The 15,893-nt window shown below is 68.3% G+C and carries 16 protein-coding genes; 3 read left to right on the top strand and 13 right to left on the bottom strand.

Annotated features, from left to right (window positions below):
* Positions 1-4 precede the first annotated feature (4 nt).
* Positions 5-1,366 (bottom strand): M10 family metallopeptidase C-terminal domain-containing protein, encoded by a 1,362-nt coding sequence (locus QO033_RS20835; RefSeq protein ID WP_284482827.1) that lies wholly within the window; start codon positions 1,364-1,366, stop codon positions 5-7.
* A 246-nt stretch (positions 1,367-1,612) separates the two neighbouring features.
* Between QO033_RS20835 and QO033_RS20840 the strand changes: the two genes are divergently transcribed.
* Both QO033_RS20840 and QO033_RS20845 read left to right on the top strand, forming a co-directional pair.
* Complete coding sequence (locus QO033_RS20840; RefSeq protein WP_284482828.1) at positions 1,613-1,870, top strand: spike base protein, RCAP_Rcc01079 family; 258 nt, start codon at positions 1,613-1,615, stop codon at positions 1,868-1,870.
* Positions 1,871-1,881: 11 nt separating this feature from the next.
* The gene (locus QO033_RS20845) at positions 1,882-2,373 is read left to right on the top strand and encodes a hypothetical protein (RefSeq protein ID WP_284482829.1); all 492 of its coding nucleotides are present in this window, start codon (positions 1,882-1,884) and stop codon (positions 2,371-2,373) included.
* A gap of 69 nt (positions 2,374-2,442) precedes the next feature.
* On the opposite strand, the gene QO033_RS20850 is transcribed toward QO033_RS20845, so the two are convergent.
* The 12 genes from QO033_RS20850 to QO033_RS20905 form a co-directional block, all read right to left on the bottom strand.
* A complete protein-coding gene (locus QO033_RS20850) occupies positions 2,443-2,820 on the bottom strand; it encodes a RidA family protein (protein WP_284482830.1) in 378 nt (125 codons plus the stop codon).
* 100 nt (positions 2,821-2,920) lie between these two features.
* Positions 2,921-3,607, bottom strand: a complete 687-nt coding sequence (locus QO033_RS20855; RefSeq protein ID WP_284482831.1) for a cysteine hydrolase family protein — start codon at positions 3,605-3,607, stop codon at positions 2,921-2,923.
* A gap of 54 nt (positions 3,608-3,661) precedes the next feature.
* The gene (locus tag QO033_RS20860; protein ID WP_284482832.1) at positions 3,662-4,051 is read right to left on the bottom strand and encodes a VOC family protein; all 390 of its coding nucleotides are present in this window, start codon (positions 4,049-4,051) and stop codon (positions 3,662-3,664) included.
* A 30-nt stretch (positions 4,052-4,081) separates the two neighbouring features.
* Complete coding sequence (locus tag QO033_RS20865; RefSeq protein ID WP_284482833.1) at positions 4,082-5,071, bottom strand: isopenicillin N synthase family dioxygenase; 990 nt, start codon at positions 5,069-5,071, stop codon at positions 4,082-4,084.
* 42 nt (positions 5,072-5,113) lie between these two features.
* On the bottom strand, positions 5,114-6,004 hold the full coding sequence (locus QO033_RS20870; RefSeq protein WP_284482834.1) for an ABC transporter permease: 891 nt from the start codon (positions 6,002-6,004) through the stop codon (positions 5,114-5,116).
* A complete protein-coding gene (locus tag QO033_RS20875; protein ID WP_284482835.1) occupies positions 6,001-7,104 on the bottom strand; it encodes an ABC transporter permease in 1,104 nt (367 codons plus the stop codon). Before QO033_RS20875 ends, QO033_RS20870 begins: the two co-directional genes overlap by 4 nt.
* 7 nt (positions 7,105-7,111) lie before the next feature.
* Positions 7,112-8,602: an ABC transporter ATP-binding protein gene (locus QO033_RS20880; protein WP_284482836.1), complete on the bottom strand. Its 1,491-nt coding sequence runs from the start codon at positions 8,600-8,602 to the stop codon at positions 7,112-7,114.
* 106 nt (positions 8,603-8,708) lie between these two features.
* Complete coding sequence (locus QO033_RS20885; RefSeq protein WP_284482837.1) at positions 8,709-9,794, bottom strand: BMP family ABC transporter substrate-binding protein; 1,086 nt, start codon at positions 9,792-9,794, stop codon at positions 8,709-8,711.
* A gap of 404 nt (positions 9,795-10,198) precedes the next feature.
* Positions 10,199-11,215, bottom strand: coding sequence for a glycosyltransferase (locus QO033_RS20890; protein ID WP_284482838.1), 1,017 nt, complete (start codon positions 11,213-11,215; stop codon positions 10,199-10,201).
* Between the two features lie 38 nt (positions 11,216-11,253).
* Complete coding sequence (locus tag QO033_RS20895; RefSeq protein WP_284482839.1) at positions 11,254-12,249, bottom strand: glycosyltransferase family 2 protein; 996 nt, start codon at positions 12,247-12,249, stop codon at positions 11,254-11,256.
* Positions 12,250-12,287: 38 nt separating this feature from the next.
* Positions 12,288-13,202, bottom strand: a complete 915-nt coding sequence (locus QO033_RS20900; RefSeq protein WP_284482840.1) for a glycosyltransferase family 2 protein — start codon at positions 13,200-13,202, stop codon at positions 12,288-12,290.
* A 1-nt stretch (position 13,203) separates the two neighbouring features.
* The gene (locus QO033_RS20905; protein ID WP_284482841.1) at positions 13,204-14,442 is read right to left on the bottom strand and encodes an oligosaccharide flippase family protein; all 1,239 of its coding nucleotides are present in this window, start codon (positions 14,440-14,442) and stop codon (positions 13,204-13,206) included.
* A gap of 221 nt (positions 14,443-14,663) precedes the next feature.
* Between QO033_RS20905 and QO033_RS20910 the strand changes: the two genes are divergently transcribed.
* Complete coding sequence (locus QO033_RS20910) at positions 14,664-15,890, top strand: polysaccharide biosynthesis/export family protein (protein ID WP_284482842.1); 1,227 nt, start codon at positions 14,664-14,666, stop codon at positions 15,888-15,890.
* The last annotated feature ends 3 nt before the right edge of the window (positions 15,891-15,893 follow it).

Consider the following 15,893-nt stretch of genomic DNA (forward strand, 5'->3'; position numbering starts at 1 on the left):
GCGGTCAGAGCGCCACCAGATCCGCGCTCAGGCTGTCGATCCCGATCAGCCGGACCAGCGCGCTGTCGAGATCGAGGAGCAGGCCGTTGTCGACCAGGCTCAGGCCGGCCTCGATGGCGGCAAACTCGGCGAAATCGAAGGCCGTCAGGTCCAGCAGATCGCCTTCGCTGAAATCGGTGATCCGGGCGCGGCCGTCCCCCGGGGCGATGACGAAGGTATCGGCACCGCCGCCTCCCGTCAGCACGTCGCGGCCATGGCCGCCGGTCAGCACGTCCTGGCCCTTGCCGCCCAGCAGCCGGTCGTTGCCATTGCCACCCTCCAGCCGGTCGGCGCCCAGACCGCCCGCCAGTCGGTCGCCGCCGGCACCGCCCAGAAGATGGTCGTCGCCGCTGTCGCCGCTGATCCGGTCGGCGCCGCCGCGGCCCTTCAGCAGGTTGTCGGCGGCATTGCCGGTGAGCAGATCGTCACCGCCGCCGCCGATGGCGCGTTCGATCACCACGCCGTTGGCGATGGTGAAGCCGCCGTGGATGCCGGCCACATGGCTGACCCAGCCACCACCGCCTTCTTCGGCCAGAAGCGTGGCGGCGCGCAGGTCGATGACCGCATCGGCGGCGCCGCTGTAGCGGAGGGTGTCGCGACCGCCGACGTCCCAGATCGCCAGATAGCCGGTGCCGGGAGCGTTCTCATCGGGCAGCACATAGGTCGTCGCGCCGCTGCCGGTTTCGGGATTGGCGCCGTATTTCGCCTGCAGCACCGCGATATCGATGGCCGAGGGCCCCAGGTTCCAGCCCCAGGCGCGCGACGCGGGCAGGCCCTCGGGCGCCTCGGGCCAGCCGTCGTTGTAGGTCATCACCGTATAGATGCCCTGATCCAGCCCCATGCCATCGCCGATCATGGGCATCACGGTAGAGCCGCCGCCGGCTTCGAAGGGATGCGCCAGCCCCAGCCCGTGGCCGAATTCATGCAGGAAGATCGTGTACATGTAGCTGCCCTCATCCAGCAGGCCGCTCTCCGCGTCGCCCCAATAGGGCAGGCTGTTGAACCAGGCGATGCCCTGGGTGTCACCATAGGCCGGGTCCGGCGGGTTCATGAAGCCGAGCGATCCATATTCGGTCTCTGTCTTGGTCAGGCGGAAGCTGGCGCCTTCGGGATCGTCGGTGATCGAGACGCGCAGATCGGCGATCGCGGCATAGCTTTCCAGCGCCGCCATCGCCTGGGCCCTGGCATAGGCGGACCAGTCGCCCTCACTGATGACGAAATCGAACCTCTCGCCATTCTTGGCGAAATAGACGGTGATATCGGGGCTCTCCAGGGCGACGCCATGGTCGATGGAGGACAGGACGGGGTTATCTGAGACTGTGGTCATTCCGCTCTCGCTTCGCGCAGGGCGGGGCACGGCCAGAGATGGGATGCCGGCCGGCCCGCAGATGTAACTGGACTGGGGCTGGCGCATCGGTCGGGCTGGCGGCGGCATCGAACCCCGGAACAGCGGGCGTGTCAACGCCGCCCGGGTGGACACCCGGATGGACAGGCCCTGAACCGGGCGACCGGGCAACGGATCGGCCCGCGCGCCTATGCTGCACCCCGGTTATCAGCAGAAAGGACCGAGAGGATGGAGGATCCCTTCAAGCATCACGCGCGCGGGCTGGAGTCGCCCGGCGCGGTGCATTTCGCAATCACCCCGGATGACGACAACGATCTGCCGGTGCGGCCGCGCTATCTGTGGTGCAACGGGGCCGGCACTGCGGTGCTGCGCGACAGTGCCGGTACCGATCTCAGCTATATGCTGGGGGTGGGGCAGATCCTGCCCTTCGCGCCGGTGCGGGTGATGGCGACCGGCACCACCGCCACGCTCTTCGGCGGCTACTGAGCGGGCGGGACATGAGCGCGCTTATCGAGGATGCGACAGGCCTGGCGCTTCTGGCCTATCTGCGGCGCGGCCAGATCGCCGGAGAGGCGGTGGTGGACCTGATGATCGCCGCGCCCGACCCGGCGGCGCTGGAGACCTTCGCGGCGGAAACCGGTCTGAGGGCGATGGGAGAGGATGGGGTGCCGCGCGATGCGCCGCATGTGGTCAGCGATATCATCGGTCCGGTGGAGACCGCGGCGGCGGTCTATGACGGCGATGGCGTCACGCTGCTGACGCCGGCTGTCTACGATCCCGCCTGCCATGCCAATTTCCGGATTTGTCCGGCGGCGGAGGCGTCGGGCGGGGTGGCGCTGCCGGCCTGGCAACAGGCGGTGGTCGACTGGATGCGGCTGGGCACCTTGGTGACCAGCGCCGGCGGCGCGGTGGCGATGGTTCACCGCGATATCCGGCTGATCGATCCCGACAGTATCGCCACGCCGGCGCGGGTCTGGCTGGCGGCCTGAGGCCGGGCCGGGATGCCGGGGCGCGCGCGTGGCTTCGCCCGCGCGCGCCCCGGGACATCGGCGTCCGGGTCAGGCGGTCAGATCGGCGGTGGCCATCATCTCGATCCGCATGCCGGGCGCCACCAGTTCCTTGGCCACTACGGTGGCGCGGTTCGGATAGGGCGGTTTGAAGTGGCGGCGATAGACCTCGTCCACGGTTTTCATGTCGGCTCCGTCGATCAGGAAGATCTGGACCTGCAGCACATGGTCGAGCGTGCCGCCGGCCTCGGCCATCACCGCCTTGAGGTTCTCGATGGTCAGCTCCGCCTGCGCCTCGATCCCGGCCTGCAGGATGCTGCCGTCCTTCTGCACCGGGCCATGGTTGGTATAGACCATGTCGCCGGATTTCACGCCCCAGGTGAAGGGCTGGCCGGGTTCCGGCAGGCCGCCGGTCAGGATCTGTTTCATCTCTTGCTCTCTCTCGCTTTCAGCTGGGTTTACGGCGACGCTGGCAAGAACGGCAGGCCGGCGCAAGGGCCGTTTCGGTGCGGGGCGAGGTGGGGCGAGCTCAGGCGGTGGCGCTTTCCCAGACCCGCAGGATTTCTTCCGATGCCATCACCACCCCGGTGTGCAACGAGATGATCTTGAGCGCGGCCTGTTCCATCTCCTCATTGGTGCCGCGGACCAGGTCGGCGGCGACGCAGACGCGGTAGCCGATGTTGGAGGCGTCAAAGGTGGCGTTCAGCACGCAGCAATCGGTCATGCCGCCGTTCAAGACCACCCGTTTCACGCCCATCGAGCGCAGCAGGAAATCCAGATCGGTGGGATAGAAGGGCGACAGCCGACGCTTGGTCTCGACAATCAGGTCGGCCTCCAGCACCTCGGTCGAAAACTCGTTCCATTGGGTGCCTTCGATGGCGTGCTGGTCGATGCCGGGGATCTCGCCCACGGTCAGCGGGAAGAGGGTGCGCCAGGCCGCCGGATGGGCGCCTTTCAGGTCATCCTCTCCGGTCGCGCGCAGGACGGAGCGGACATGGATCACCGGAACGCCCATCGCGCGGGCGGCGCGGTGAAATTCATTGACCGGTTCGATGATCTCGCGGCCACGCGGCGCCGGGCAGGGGCACATCGGGTCGGTGGACAGATGGCCTTCGTGCATGTCGATGGAGATGACCGCCGTATCCGGGCGGGAGACCCATTCTGAGAAGACATCATCGGGGATCTCTTTCTCGGCGCCGTAGACGAGGGCTTTCATCGGATGTCCTTTCCGGGGGAAGAGGGGCGGACCCATGGCCCGCCCCCGATCGCGTTAGACGTCGGTGCAGGCCAGCCGGATGGCATTGCCGTCCGGGTCGCGCATCACGGCCATATACCAGTGGTAATAGGTCATGAACTGCTCCTGCACCATGGTGGCGCCGAGGCCCTTGGCCTTTTCCACGATGGCGTCGAGCGCCTCCTTGCTTTCGCATTTGAAGGTGAAGGCGGTCTGGTCGCCTTCGCCGGGCTTACGCGGCTCCAGCCCCAGCATCTCGTAGGCCGCCAGCGCGCTGAAGCCCACCATGCAGTCCCCGGACATGTAGCCGCGGAACACATCGGAGCGCAGCCCCTCGTTCTCGGTCAGATCGAAACAGTCGCGGTAGAATTCCGACAGTTCGATGAAGTTTTCGGAAAACAGGCTGACCTGCATCAGAAGGTTCATGGGTCTTTCCTTGATTGGCCCAGCAGCGCCTTACTTGGCGGCGATGCCGAAGGTTTTTTCGAATTGCGCGCGCAGGTGCTCGCCCGCGGTCATCGCCGGGTATTTGGCGTAACCGTCGTGTTCCAGGATCGTGGGGGCGCATTCCACTTTGTAGAAATACTCCGGATCGCAGAAGGTCGGGCAGGAATAGCGGGTCTTGTCGGTCTTGTTGTTCAGCACCCGGTGGAAGTTCGCCTTGTAGCGATCATTGGTGATCACCGGCAGCATCTCGCCCAGGTTGATGATGTAGGTGCCCGGGATCGGCGGGGCGGAGATCCACTGGCCGTCGGCATTGCGCACTTCCAAACCGCCGATATCGTCTTGCAGCAGCAGCGTCAGCAGGCCCCAGTCGGTATGGGCGCCGGCGCCCAGCTGGTTTTCGGCGGCGTCCTTCGGCATCGGCGGGTATTTCAGGATGCGGCAGTAATGCAGCGGCTCGACCAGCGCCTCGTCGAAGTAATCCTCCGGCAGTTCCAGCGACAGCGCGACCAGACGGGCCAGATGCCGGCCGAGGTCCAGGACCTTCTCGACATAGGCCTCATACTGCGGGCGGAACTCGGGGAAAGCCTCGTCGGGCCACTGGTTCGGGCCGGTGCCGGGCACTTCCAGCTTGGTATAGCGGTGATCGGGGCCGGCCTCGACCGAGGACATGAAGCCTTCCTTCAGGCCGGGCGGGGAGCCTTCGTCCAGCGTCTGCGCCGCCATCGGCTCATAGCCGCGGGTGGAGTGCTGCTGGACGGAATCGAGCTTCATCTTCTCTTCCATCGGCAGGTCGAAGAATTCGGCCGCCAGCTTCAGCTGGGCGTCCATCACCTCCTGCGGGATGCCGTGGTTCTTGATGTAGAAAAACCCGGTGTCGACGCAGGCCTTGTGGATTTCCCAGGCCACGGCTTTGCGTTTTTCCAGATCGTCCGAAAAGCTGTCGGTCAGGTCGATCAGCGGGATTTCCGTCGCCGCGTGCGGGGGTTCGTAAATGATCATCGGTGTTTCCTTCTCCGTGTTGGTGGGGCGGTGCCGGGGGGATCAGCCCCGTTCCTCCCTGATATGGTGTTGGCCGAGCGCTGCGGGCTGGGACCAGCGGTCCCGGCCCCGGGCGGCGGCCCAGATCATGACGGCCAGCGTGGCCAGATAGGGGGTCATCTGCAGGAAGTAGCGCGGCACGTCGAAGCCGGCGGCGGCGATGCGCGGGATCAGCGCCTCGATACAGCCGAAGAGGATGGCGCCGAGGAGCGCCCGCCAGGGGTGCCAGCGGGCGAAGATCACCAGAGCGATGGCGATCCAGCCGCGCCCGCCCACCACGCTGTCGACCCAGATGCGCGATACCGCGACCGTCAGATAGCCGCCGGCCAGCCCGATCAGCGCGGCGCCGATCAGGATGGCGGCAAAGCGGATGGCGGTGACATCGATCCCGGCGGCGTCCGCCGCGCCGGGGTTTTCGCCCACCGCGCGGATGGTCAGGCCGAAGCGGGTCCGGTTCAGCATCCAGACCGTCAGCGCGCAGAGCACCGGGGTGGCGTAGACGATCACATCCTGGCCCAGAAACACCGGCTCAAGCCCGCTGATCGCCTTGTTGGTCCAGCGCTCGGCCGAGGCGATGTAACTGGTCAGCGCCTCGGCGAAGAACACCAGCGCCAGACCGGCGATCACATGGTTGATGCGAAAGCTCGCCGCCATGATGGCGAAGATCAGCCCCATGGCCATACCGGCCAGGACTGACCCGCCAAGCGCCACCAGCGGCGGCGCGCCGTGGATCATCAGCCCGACGCCGGCCAGGGCGCCGGCCAGCATGAAGCCTTCGGCGGCCAGGTTCAGAACGCCGGCGCGTTCGGTGATGATCAGCCCCAGCGCCGCGATCGCGAAGGGCGCGGCGAAGCCGGGGATGTTGATCAGCCAGTTGAGCAAAAGGTCACTCATGCCGCGCTCCGCCAATGCATGCGATAGGTGAGGAAGAATTCGGAGGCCGCCACGCAGATGATGAAGACCGCCTGGATCAACTGCACCAGTGCCGAGGGCACGCCGAAGAAAACCTGCAGGCTCTGCCCCAGAAGCATCAGCACCGCCATGAAGAAGGCGACGACGACCACCCCCAGCGGATGATTGCGGCCGAGAAAGGCGATCAGCACGCCGGAGAACAGGTAGCCCACGAAGAAATCCTGGGTCATTCGCCCCTCGATCCCGGCAGCGATGGCAAAGCCGGTGAGCCCGCCGACCGCGCCGGACCCGAGGATCGAAGCCACCGACAGCCCCAGCACCGGCACCCCGACGGCGCGGGCCATGGTGGCGTTCGACCGCATCAGATCGACGAGATAGCCCAGCCGCGAGAAGGAATAGGCCCACCACAGCGCCAGCGCCAGCAGCCCCGACAGCGGCAGCGCCCAGGTCAGGTTCTGCCAGCCGAGCTGTGGCAGCTTCTCGAAGGCCTCGTATTGCTCGGTATGGGGAAAGGCGCTGACCGGGTCTTTCCAGGGGCCATAAAGCAGGTGCAGCAGCAGGTTGAAGGCCACATAGTTCAGCAGCAGCGTGGTGATCACCTCGTTGACGCCCAGTCTGATCTTCAGAAGACCGGGGCCGGCAACCCAGATCATGCCGCCAAGCGCCGCGGCGACGGCCATCAGCAGCAGCCGCGCACTCTCCGGCCCGATGTCGTGGATCGCCACGTAGGAGGCGAAGATCGCGCCGAGGATCATCTGCCCCTCCAGCCCGATGTTCCAGAAATTGGCGCGAAAGGCGATAGCGGTGGCCAGGCCCGCCACCACCAGCGGCGCGGTCTGCGCCAGCACCGATCCCAGCGCGCGCGGGCTGGAAAAGGCGGTGGTCATGATCTCGCGGCCCAGATCGCCGGGCGGTACGCCGGCGCCGGCCAGCAGCAGCACCGACACCAGCACCGCCAGCAGCAGGCTGCCGACGTAGATGCCGATGCGCAGCCCCTCGGCGACGCTCTGGCGCGGTTCGAGAAGCGGCACCAGCCGCAGGCGGGTCTTCGCGGCCGGGGCGGCGGGGGAAGCGGAAGTCATTTGCGTCTCAGTCATGGGTCACCATCGCCGCGCCGATCTCGGACCGGTTGGCAGGCGCCTTGAATTCGGCCACCAGACGGCCGCCGGCCAGCACGCCGATCCGGTCCGACAGCAGCAGGATTTCGTCAAGATCCTCGCTGATCAGGATCACCGCGGCACCACGGTCGCGGGCAGCGCGCAGTCGCTCGTGCACGGCGGCGCCGGCGCGGACATCCAGCCCGCGCGACGGGCTGTGGGCCAGAACCACCTGCGGCGCGCCCTGGAATTCGCGGGCGATCACCAGCTTCTGCGCATTGCCGCCCGACAGCAGCGCCGCCTTCTGCCCGAGGCTGCGCACCCCCTGCACATCGAAGGTCTCAATCGCGGCGCGCGCTTCGGCCCGGGCCTTGCGGCGGTTGAACCACAGCCAGCTGCCATAGCGGCCGGCGAGTGCGCCGTTCACCGCGAAATTATCGGCCACACCGATGCTGCCGGCCAGCCCGTGGCGATAGCGGTCGACCGGGATGCAGGCCAGCCCGTTCTGGCGCCGGTGCGCCGGGCCGGCGCCGGTGACATCGCCATGGCCGGCGATCTCGATCGACCCTCCGGTGGGCAGGCCCAGCCCCATCAGCACCTCGGCCAGCTCGTTCTGGCCGTTGCCCGACACCCCGGCGATGCCGTAGATCTCGCCGTCCTTGACCTCGAAGCTGACATCGACCAGCCCCTTGCGGCCGCCGTCGCCGGCCAGACGCACCTGGTTCAGCCGGATCCGCGCCCCGCCGACATGGGGCGAGGGCTCGGGCTCCTCGACGATATGTTCGCCGACGATCAGCGTGGTCAGGCGGCCGGGGTCCATCTCGGCGGGCAGGGTCTCGGCGATCCTGCGGCCCTGTCGCATCACGGTGATGCGGTCGGAATGATAGAGCGCCTCATGCAGCTTGTGGGTGACCAGGATCACCGCGCTGCCGCTGTCGGCGAGGCCCCGGACCAGCGCCATCAACGCGCGTCCGTCATCCTCGCCCAGAACCGCGGTCGGCTCGTCGAGGATGATGATGCGGGCGCCGGCGACGAGAACCTTGAGGATCTCAAGCCGTTGCTGTTCGGAGACACCGAGGGTGCCGACCCGGGCGTCGAGGTCGATCTCGAAACCCATGCGGTCGGCCAGCGCCAGCGCCTCTCGGGCGATCTCGGCCGGGGCGCGTCCGGGGTTGAAGAGAAGGATGTTTTCGAGAACCGTGAAGGCGGGTACCAGTTTGAAATGCTGGTGCACCATGCCGATGCCCTTGGCGGCGGCGTCGCGGGCACCGGCGATGGTGACGGCGCGGCCTTCGAGCTCCACATGGCCCTCGTCGGGGGCGTAGAGCCCGCAGGCGATATTCATCAGGGTCGATTTGCCGGCGCCGTTTTCGCCCAGCAGCGCGTGAACCTCGCCCGGGGCCACGGAAAAGTCGACGCTGTCGAGGGCCTTGAAGCCCCCGAAGCTCTTTGACACGGAGCAAAGGCTCAGCGCGTTGGTCATCTCAGGCGATCTTTCCGCTGTCGTGAGGGTCCGCGCCGGAACGCCGCGGGCCGGAGGCTGGATGGCGTGTGGCGGGCCGGCGGTGTGCTGCCGGGCCCGCATCGGGTTATTGGCCGGTCACACCGTCAACGAACCAGTCCATGCCCCAGAGGTCGCCGTCGCTCAGCACCTCGCCCTCGGCCACGCGCAGCGTGCCGTCGCGATCGCTCAGCGGACCTGCGAAGATCTGCTTGCCGGCGATGATGGCGTCGCGCTCGGCCATGACCTTGGCTTTCAGCTCTTCCGACACCGCGTCGCCGCAGCAGGCGATGTCACCGCCGCCCTCGGCGATCGACAGGAAGGCGCCATAGGGGGCCGGTTCGAAGGCACCGGCGGCGATCTTCTCGATCTCCGGTTTCAGGAAGCGGTCCCAGGTCCAGACCGAGGAACATTGCGTCGCGGCGCTGAATTCCGACAGGTCGCGGTGGTGGCCGGTGCCGTAGATGCCGTGTTCTGCGGCGACGATCTGCGGGGTGGGGGTGTCGACGTGCTGGCCGACCACATCGACGCCCTGTTCGATCAGCGCCTCGGTTGCGGCGCGCTCCTTGACCGGATCGCCCCAGGCGCCGGTGAAGACCACGCTCAGCTCCGCATCGGGGTTCACCTGCCGCGCGCCCATCAGATAGGCGTTGACGGTCCAGTTCACCAGGCCGAAGGGGTTGGCGGCGACGAAGCCGATCTTGTTCGATTTGGTCAGCCCGCCGGCGACCATGCCGCAGAGATACTGGGTCTCATAGGTGCGGCCATAGACGCTCTTCAGGTTCGGCCCGTTGGTGGTGCCGGCCGGGTTGATGAAGACGGTTTCGGGATACTGCTCGGCCAGCTCCTTGAAGGTGTCCGAATAGCCGAAGGCCGAGCCGATGATGATGTTCGAGCCGCGCTCGATGAACAGTTCGGCCGCCGGGCGGATGGCGGTCGCCGATTCCGGGATCTCCTCGGCCTGCGGGATCCGCATGTCGAGCTCGTCTTCCAGCTTCTGGCGGGCCTCGTCGATGGCTTGCGACCAGCCGCCATCGTTGCTGGGGCCGAACAGGATCACGGCGGGTTTCGGATTGCCGACGGCGGCGAATTCGGCCTGGGCCATGCCGGCCAGCTGCATGGTGGCGAAGGTGCCGACCGCTGCAAGCTTCAGGACGGAGCGAAAGATGGTCATTGAGCTATCCCTGCGATATGTCGTTGGCGCGTGGTTGGATCACGCTGTTGGCGCCGCATCGCGCGATGCGGAGGGGTTGACTGGATGGCCGGTCTCTCCGGACCTGGCTCTCTGACCTCAGCCAAGGGCCCTTTAGGCGTCAAACGAATAGCGGGGCGGATAGAGACGCGCTGTTAACTTTTTTTCCAGTTGGTCAAAAAATGAGCGCAGTTCGGACTTGGGTGTTTCGATTCCGGGGGAATGCGGGGCAGGGGCCGCGGGGCAAGAGAATCGGCACCGGTCCGGCCGTTTCATGGCACGGCTGCAGGGGAAATGCCATCGGGACCGCACCGCTGGGATCGGTGCGGTCCCGGCGCCCGGAAACGGGCGCGACCGGCGTCTGAGGGCGGACGCCGGACCCTGGGTCAGGCGCTGCGGACGGCCACGTCGGCCGGCCTGGCCCCAGCGGTGTTCGGGGCGAGCTGGGCCAGCAGTCCGTGCCAGCCCGCCAGCGTGTGCAGTTCCGCCGGCAGCCCGTCGGTGGCGGGCAACAGCGCGTGGTCGGCGCCGGTCAGATGCACCAGGGCGCTGATCCAGGCCGAGATCGAACCATCGGCAACCGGGCTGAGGCCGCGCCCGGCATCGCCCAGCCCGTCGACGGCAGAGCAGAGCACCGGGCGGCGGGCGGCGCGGGCCTCCTGCGCGACCAGCCCGTAGGGCTCCCACCGCGACGGCATGGCGATGGCGTCGCAGCGGCTGAGCTCGGCGGCGGGATCGGCGGTGAAGCCGGTGAAATGGATCCGCGGATCCTCATCCGCCAGCGCCTCCAGCACCACCCGTTCAGGGCCGTCGCCGATCAGCCGCAGCCGCAGGTCTGGGTCGGGCAGGGCGCGAAAGGCGCGGATCAGCAGGTCGAAGCCCTTCTGCCGGTCGAACCGGCCGATGGCGCCGATGCTGCGCACCGGCCCGGAGGGCGCCTTCATGGCACGAAAGACCGAGAGATCGACACAGGGCGGGATCACCGTCAGCGCCCCGGCGGCGACCAGTTCACGCTGGGCCAGCCAGCCGGCCTGGGCCTGGCTCACCGCGACGACCCGGTCGAACAGCGCATAGGCGCAGCGCAGCAGGCGGCGGAACCGGCCGGGGGCGGTGACGTTGGCGGCGGCGAAACCGGCGGAATAGCTGTGTTCGACATGGATCAGCGGCTGGCCCGAGTGGCGCGCCCGCAGCAGCATCAGCCCGGGCAGGCCGCGCCAGCTGATGGTCAGATGCGACACCACGATATCGGCTTCGACCGGCACCGCGGTGGGGCGGTTGCGGGGCACCGGCACGATCCGATGCTCTGCCAGCTCGGCCATGTCGGGGTCGCGGGCGATGAAGTCGAGATAGCGGGTGACGCCGCCGGGATTGGTGTCGTCGATCAGATGGGCGATGCGCAGCATGGGAAAACTCCTTTCGGGAAACTCGGGAAACGTCGGGGTCAGGCGGGGCGGCGGGGCGCCGGCCGGCGGGCGGCCAGCCCGCGCAGCCGGTCGATGGCACGGGGGCCGCAGGTGGCCAGCACCAGCCCCGCCGCGAGGGTGGAGAGGGTCTTGACCGGCTCTTCCAGCAGCGGCCGGGGCGAGGCGGCGAAACAGGCGGCCAGCCGGGCCAGCGCCTGCGGCCGGTCGCCGGCGCTGATTGCCCGCCGTGCCAGATAGCGGTGTTGATAGGCGCGCGCCGCCGGAGCGTGACGGGCGATGAACTCCGGAGCGAGCGGCGTCAGCTTGGCCACCATCGCCTCCCAGCTGGCATATTGCCGCTCGACCCCGGCCGACAGCCCGCCCGAGGCAACGCGGTAACGGGTCAGCAGGCCGGGAATGCCCTCGATCTCCCAGTCGGTGCTGAGCGCCAGCCGCAGCCAGCATTCGATATCCTCGGACTGGCGGAACCTTTCGTCGAACCACCAGTCGCGCCGCTCTTCGCCGGCGGGGCGGAAGGCGATGGCCTCCAGCGCGGCGCGGCGCAGCACCGGGGCGGAGCCGTTGCCGACCGGGTTGCGCCGGAAGATATGCGCAGGAGTGATGCCGCGCAGGCGGGGCCGCTGTGCCAGGCCGGTGGGATGGCCGGCCTCGTCGATCAGTTCGGAGCCGGAAAAGCTCAGCCCGACATGCGGATGGGCCTCGAGATGGGCGACGTGATCGGCCAGTTTGGTCGGCCGCCACAGATCGTCGGCATCGCAAAAGCCGATGAAGTCGCCACGGGCGGCGTGGATGCCGCTGTTGCGGGCGCCCGCCAGTCCCCGGTTGGGCTGCTGCACCAGCCGGATGCGCGGATCGCCGAAACCGCGGGCGATGGCGGCGGTGCGGTCGCTGGACCCGTCGTCGACCACCACGATCTCGAAATCGCCATAGGTCTGATCGAGCAACGCGCGCAGGGTCTCGCCCAGCGTGGCGGCGACGTTATAGGCGGGGACGATGACGGAAGCCTTGGGCATGATCGGATCCTTTCGGGGGCGGAAGCAAAGCGGATGGGTCAATGCGAGAACAGCGCCTGGCGCAGGGCGCGGGGCAGCAGCGGGGCGGCCAAGGCCCCGGCCAGCGTCAGCCCGCCGCGGCGCAGGTCGGAAAAGAAGCCGGCGGGGCTGGTGCCGATGCCGGAGCAGGCCAGCAGCAGCGCCTCGCGCACCGGGGCGCCGGTGCGCAGCGCCCGCCGCGCCAGATAGCGCAGGTGGATCGCCTCGGCCCGGGCATCGGGGCGAAAGCCGAAGCGCAGCGCGGTGGCCAGCGCCGCCTCGCGCCCGGCACGCATCTTGTCGAGATCGGAGGACAGGCCGGTGGGGCTGGTGCGGTAATGCACCAGCGTGTGCTGCACGCCGATCAGCCGAAACCCGCAGGCACAGAGCCGGATCAGCCATTCCAGGTCCTCGTTATGGACCAGCGCGCAGTCGAACCCGCCGGTGGCGCGGAACACGTCGCGGCGCACCACCAGGTTGGACATGGTGCAGACCGGGTTTTCCCCCAGCAGCATCTGTACGCTGATCGCCTCGGCCGGGACCGTCGACAGGGTTCGCGAGCCGGCCTCGTCGAAAAAGGCGACACGGGCGAAGGCGGCGTCGACGGTTGGGTCGGCAAAGACTTCCAGCATGCGCTGCAGCTTGTCGGCCTCCCAGAGATCGTCGGCATCGCAGAAGGCGATCAGATCGCCGCGCGCCGCGTTCAGGGCGACGTTGCGGGCGCTGGCCGGGCCCTTGCCGGGGTTGGGCAGCAGGCGGAACCGGCAGTCCTCGGCGGCGAAGCGCTCTGCCACGGCGCGGGTGCTGTCGGTGGAGCCGTCGTCGACGATCAAGGCCTCCCAGTCCGGCTGGGTCTGGAACCGCAGGCTTTCCAGCGTGCGCGCCAGCGTGGTCTCGGCGTTGTAGCAGGGGATGATGATGGTAAAGCGCAGCATGTCACACCAACTTTCTGGACGAGGGATGGAAGGCGGGGGCGAGGGTGGGCAGGGCGGCACCGATCTGCACGGTCAGCGCGACCGCGAGATAGCCCCAGGCGATGGCGCTCAGCCCGTAGGGGGCGAGCAGGGCGGTATTGCCGATCAGCGCGGCGGTCAGCCCGAGGGTGACCAGGAATTCGGTCTGCGGCCGGTCGTGGCTGCGCAGCCATTGCGCGGCGGCCGACCAGATCACCCCGGGGATGGCGGCGAGGCAGAGGATTGAGACCACATCGGCGATCCCGTCCCAGCGGGCCCCGAACAGCACTGGCACGTAATAGGGGGCAGCCAGCGCCTGCAGGATCACCGCCGGGGCAATCACCGCCACCGACAGCACCAGCGCCTGGCGCAGCGCGGCAGAGCGGTCCTCAGCGCTGCACAGATGCGGGAAGAGCGCGACAGAAAAGGCCTGGGCGAAGGACGTGGCCAGTCCGAGCCCGGCGTTGAAGGCCATGAAATAGAGCCCCAGCGCCTCGGTCCCCATCAGGGCGCCAATCACCAGCTTGTCGGCCTGCAGCCGCAGCGCCTTGACCACCTCGACCCCGAGAACCGCCCAGCCATAGCGCAGGAAGGGGCCGACGGGGGCGGCGGCGACGCGGCGGTCGGGCGCCCAGGGGTGCAGCCGGCGCATCGCCAGCAGCCAGATCGGCGCCGCCAGCAGGCGGGGCAGGATCAGCGCCAGCGGCCCGGGAAAGACCAGCGCCAGCGCGGCGGACATGAGGTTGGCGCCGACCACCTGGCCGCCGGCGATGGCGGCGGTTTGCTGCATCTTGCCGGCGCGCATCGCCAGCGCGCAATGCACCAGCCCCGCCGGCATGAACAGGTATTCCGCCGCCAGCACCGCGATCAGCCAGAACAGCAGCGGCTCTGCGGTGACCATCAGCACGCCGGCGCCGATCGCCAGCTGCAGCGCGAAGAGCCCCAGGCTCCAGCCCCAGAACAGCCGCGACGCGGTGCGGCAGGTGGCCTCCAGCGCCTCGTCGCGGGCGGCGATGATGCGCTGGCCGATGCCGTTTTCGGTCAGGGCCTTGAGGATATCGCCGGCGGCGATGGCGGCGGCGGCCAGGCCGATGGCACTGGCCTCCATCCGGTGTGCCACCGCGACCACCACCAGCAGCCGCGAGGCTTTGCCGGCGACTTCCGACAGGCAATAGGCGGCCAGGTGGCGCACGAAGGGGCTGAAGCGGCTGGAAAACGTCATACTCGGTCTGATCCTGTGTCACGGGGCCGATCGCTGCGGCCTGAACAGTTCTACCGCCGCCGGCTCGGGTTTGCCGCTGCGCGGGGGGAGAGCGGGGTGGCGCAGCGGGCTAGCCTCCTATCCGAAAGGATTAGCCTGCGAGGCCGTCGCGACGATGGACGAACCGGCGCTGCCGCCGCTAAGATCGATTCAATCATGACGAGAGGAGCGAGAGGCCCGACGTGTTCCGACCCGGCCCCAGACTTTGTGCGAGCCTGCTGGCGCTGAGCGTCGCCACCGCCTGCACGGTGCCCCGGCAAGCGGCGAATATCGAAGCCGCCGCCGCCGGCGATGCCTATCAGGCGCAGTATCGCGCTTTCGTGGCGCAGGAGGCGGAGCCGCCGCTGCTGCAGTCCCCGGCGATCAACGCCGGGAAATGCCGCCCGCCCGCCGGCGATGCCGGTGGCACCGGGGGCGGCAAGCTGGGCCGCCCGATGCCGTACGCCCTGACCGGAGAGCTGCTGACCCGCGGCGATCTGGTGGATCTGCGGCTGCCGGAGGACGAGACCTTTCCCGGCGATTACGTGATTTCGCGCGATGGCACGCTCAAGCTGCCCTATCTGGCGCCGATCCCGGCGCAGGGCCGCAGCCCGGCGCAGGTGATGGCGGACATACGCCGCGCGCTGGTGGCCGGCGGCTATTACGATACGGAGCCGACGCTGTCGCTGCTGATCCGCGATTTCGCCCCGGCCCGGGTGGCGGTGTCCGGCGCCGTCTTCGAACCGCGCCTGGTCGAGATCGGCGGCATTCGCGGCGATGAGGTGGACGCCGGCCGCCAGGCGGCGCTGGGTGATTCCACCGAAGGGCGCAACCTGTCGGTGGCGCTGCGCAATGCCGGTGGCATCCGCCCGGATGCCGATCTCTCCGCCGTGCGGCTGACGCGGGCCGGCACCAATTACACCATCGATCTGCGCGGAGCGCTGGCGGGGCGGCATTTCGAGGACATCATGCTGCTGACCGGCGACGAGCTTTATGTTCCCAGCCGTCTCTGTTTCCAGGACGATCTGATGAAACCGAGCCCGATCAGCCCGCCGGGGATATCGCTGTACCTGTCGAACCTGACCCAGCCGGCCACCGGCAATGCGCCCTCGGCCATCGGCCAGACGGTGCGCGAGGTGCCCTATGGCACCCGCTACATGCAGGCGGTGATCGATGCCAACTGCGTCGGTGGCGCCCGGATCAGCAGCGCGGACCGTTCGGCGGCGCTGTTTTCGCGCAACCCGATGACCGGTGTGTCGGTGGTGATCGAACGCAAGGTCGAGGTGATGCGGACCCGGGCCGATCGCGACGATTACGATCCCTATCTGCTACCGGGTGATTCACTGGCCTGCTATGACAGCGGTGTCACCAACCTCTCGGAGGTGATGCGGATCATCGGGCTGGCGAGCGTCGTGGCGTTGCTGGACTAAGGC

This window comes from Pseudodonghicola flavimaris (genome assembly GCF_030164425.1).
Taxonomy (GTDB): Bacteria; Pseudomonadota; Alphaproteobacteria; order Rhodobacterales; family Rhodobacteraceae; genus Pseudodonghicola; species Pseudodonghicola flavimaris.

Excerpts from the sequence above, each read along its gene's own strand:
- QO033_RS20850 (WP_284482830.1), bottom strand. The coding sequence starts at position 2,820 with ATGAAACAGATCCTGACCGGCGGCCTGCCGGAACCCGGCCAGCCCTTC.
- QO033_RS20840 (WP_284482828.1), top strand. The coding sequence starts at position 1,613 with ATGGAGGATCCCTTCAAGCATCACGCGCGCGGGCTGGAGTCGCCCGGC.
- QO033_RS20870 (WP_284482834.1), bottom strand. The coding sequence starts at position 6,004 with ATGAGTGACCTTTTGCTCAACTGGCTGATCAACATCCCCGGCTTCGCC.
- QO033_RS20855 (WP_284482831.1), bottom strand. The coding sequence starts at position 3,607 with ATGAAAGCCCTCGTCTACGGCGCCGAGAAAGAGATCCCCGATGATGTC.
- QO033_RS20905 (WP_284482841.1), bottom strand. The coding sequence starts at position 14,442 with ATGACGTTTTCCAGCCGCTTCAGCCCCTTCGTGCGCCACCTGGCCGCC.
- QO033_RS20845 (WP_284482829.1), top strand. The coding sequence starts at position 1,882 with ATGAGCGCGCTTATCGAGGATGCGACAGGCCTGGCGCTTCTGGCCTAT.
- QO033_RS20900 (WP_284482840.1), bottom strand. The coding sequence starts at position 13,202 with ATGCTGCGCTTTACCATCATCATCCCCTGCTACAACGCCGAGACCACG.
- QO033_RS20885 (WP_284482837.1), bottom strand. The coding sequence starts at position 9,794 with ATGACCATCTTTCGCTCCGTCCTGAAGCTTGCAGCGGTCGGCACCTTC.
- QO033_RS20880 (WP_284482836.1), bottom strand. The coding sequence starts at position 8,602 with ATGACCAACGCGCTGAGCCTTTGCTCCGTGTCAAAGAGCTTCGGGGGC.
- QO033_RS20895 (WP_284482839.1), bottom strand. The coding sequence starts at position 12,249 with ATGCCCAAGGCTTCCGTCATCGTCCCCGCCTATAACGTCGCCGCCACG.
- QO033_RS20860 (WP_284482832.1), bottom strand. The coding sequence starts at position 4,051 with ATGAACCTTCTGATGCAGGTCAGCCTGTTTTCCGAAAACTTCATCGAA.
- QO033_RS20865 (WP_284482833.1), bottom strand. The coding sequence starts at position 5,071 with ATGATCATTTACGAACCCCCGCACGCGGCGACGGAAATCCCGCTGATC.
- QO033_RS20835 (WP_284482827.1), bottom strand. The coding sequence starts at position 1,366 with ATGACCACAGTCTCAGATAACCCCGTCCTGTCCTCCATCGACCATGGC.
- QO033_RS20890 (WP_284482838.1), bottom strand. The coding sequence starts at position 11,215 with ATGCTGCGCATCGCCCATCTGATCGACGACACCAATCCCGGCGGCGTC.
- QO033_RS20875 (WP_284482835.1), bottom strand. The coding sequence starts at position 7,104 with ATGACTTCCGCTTCCCCCGCCGCCCCGGCCGCGAAGACCCGCCTGCGG.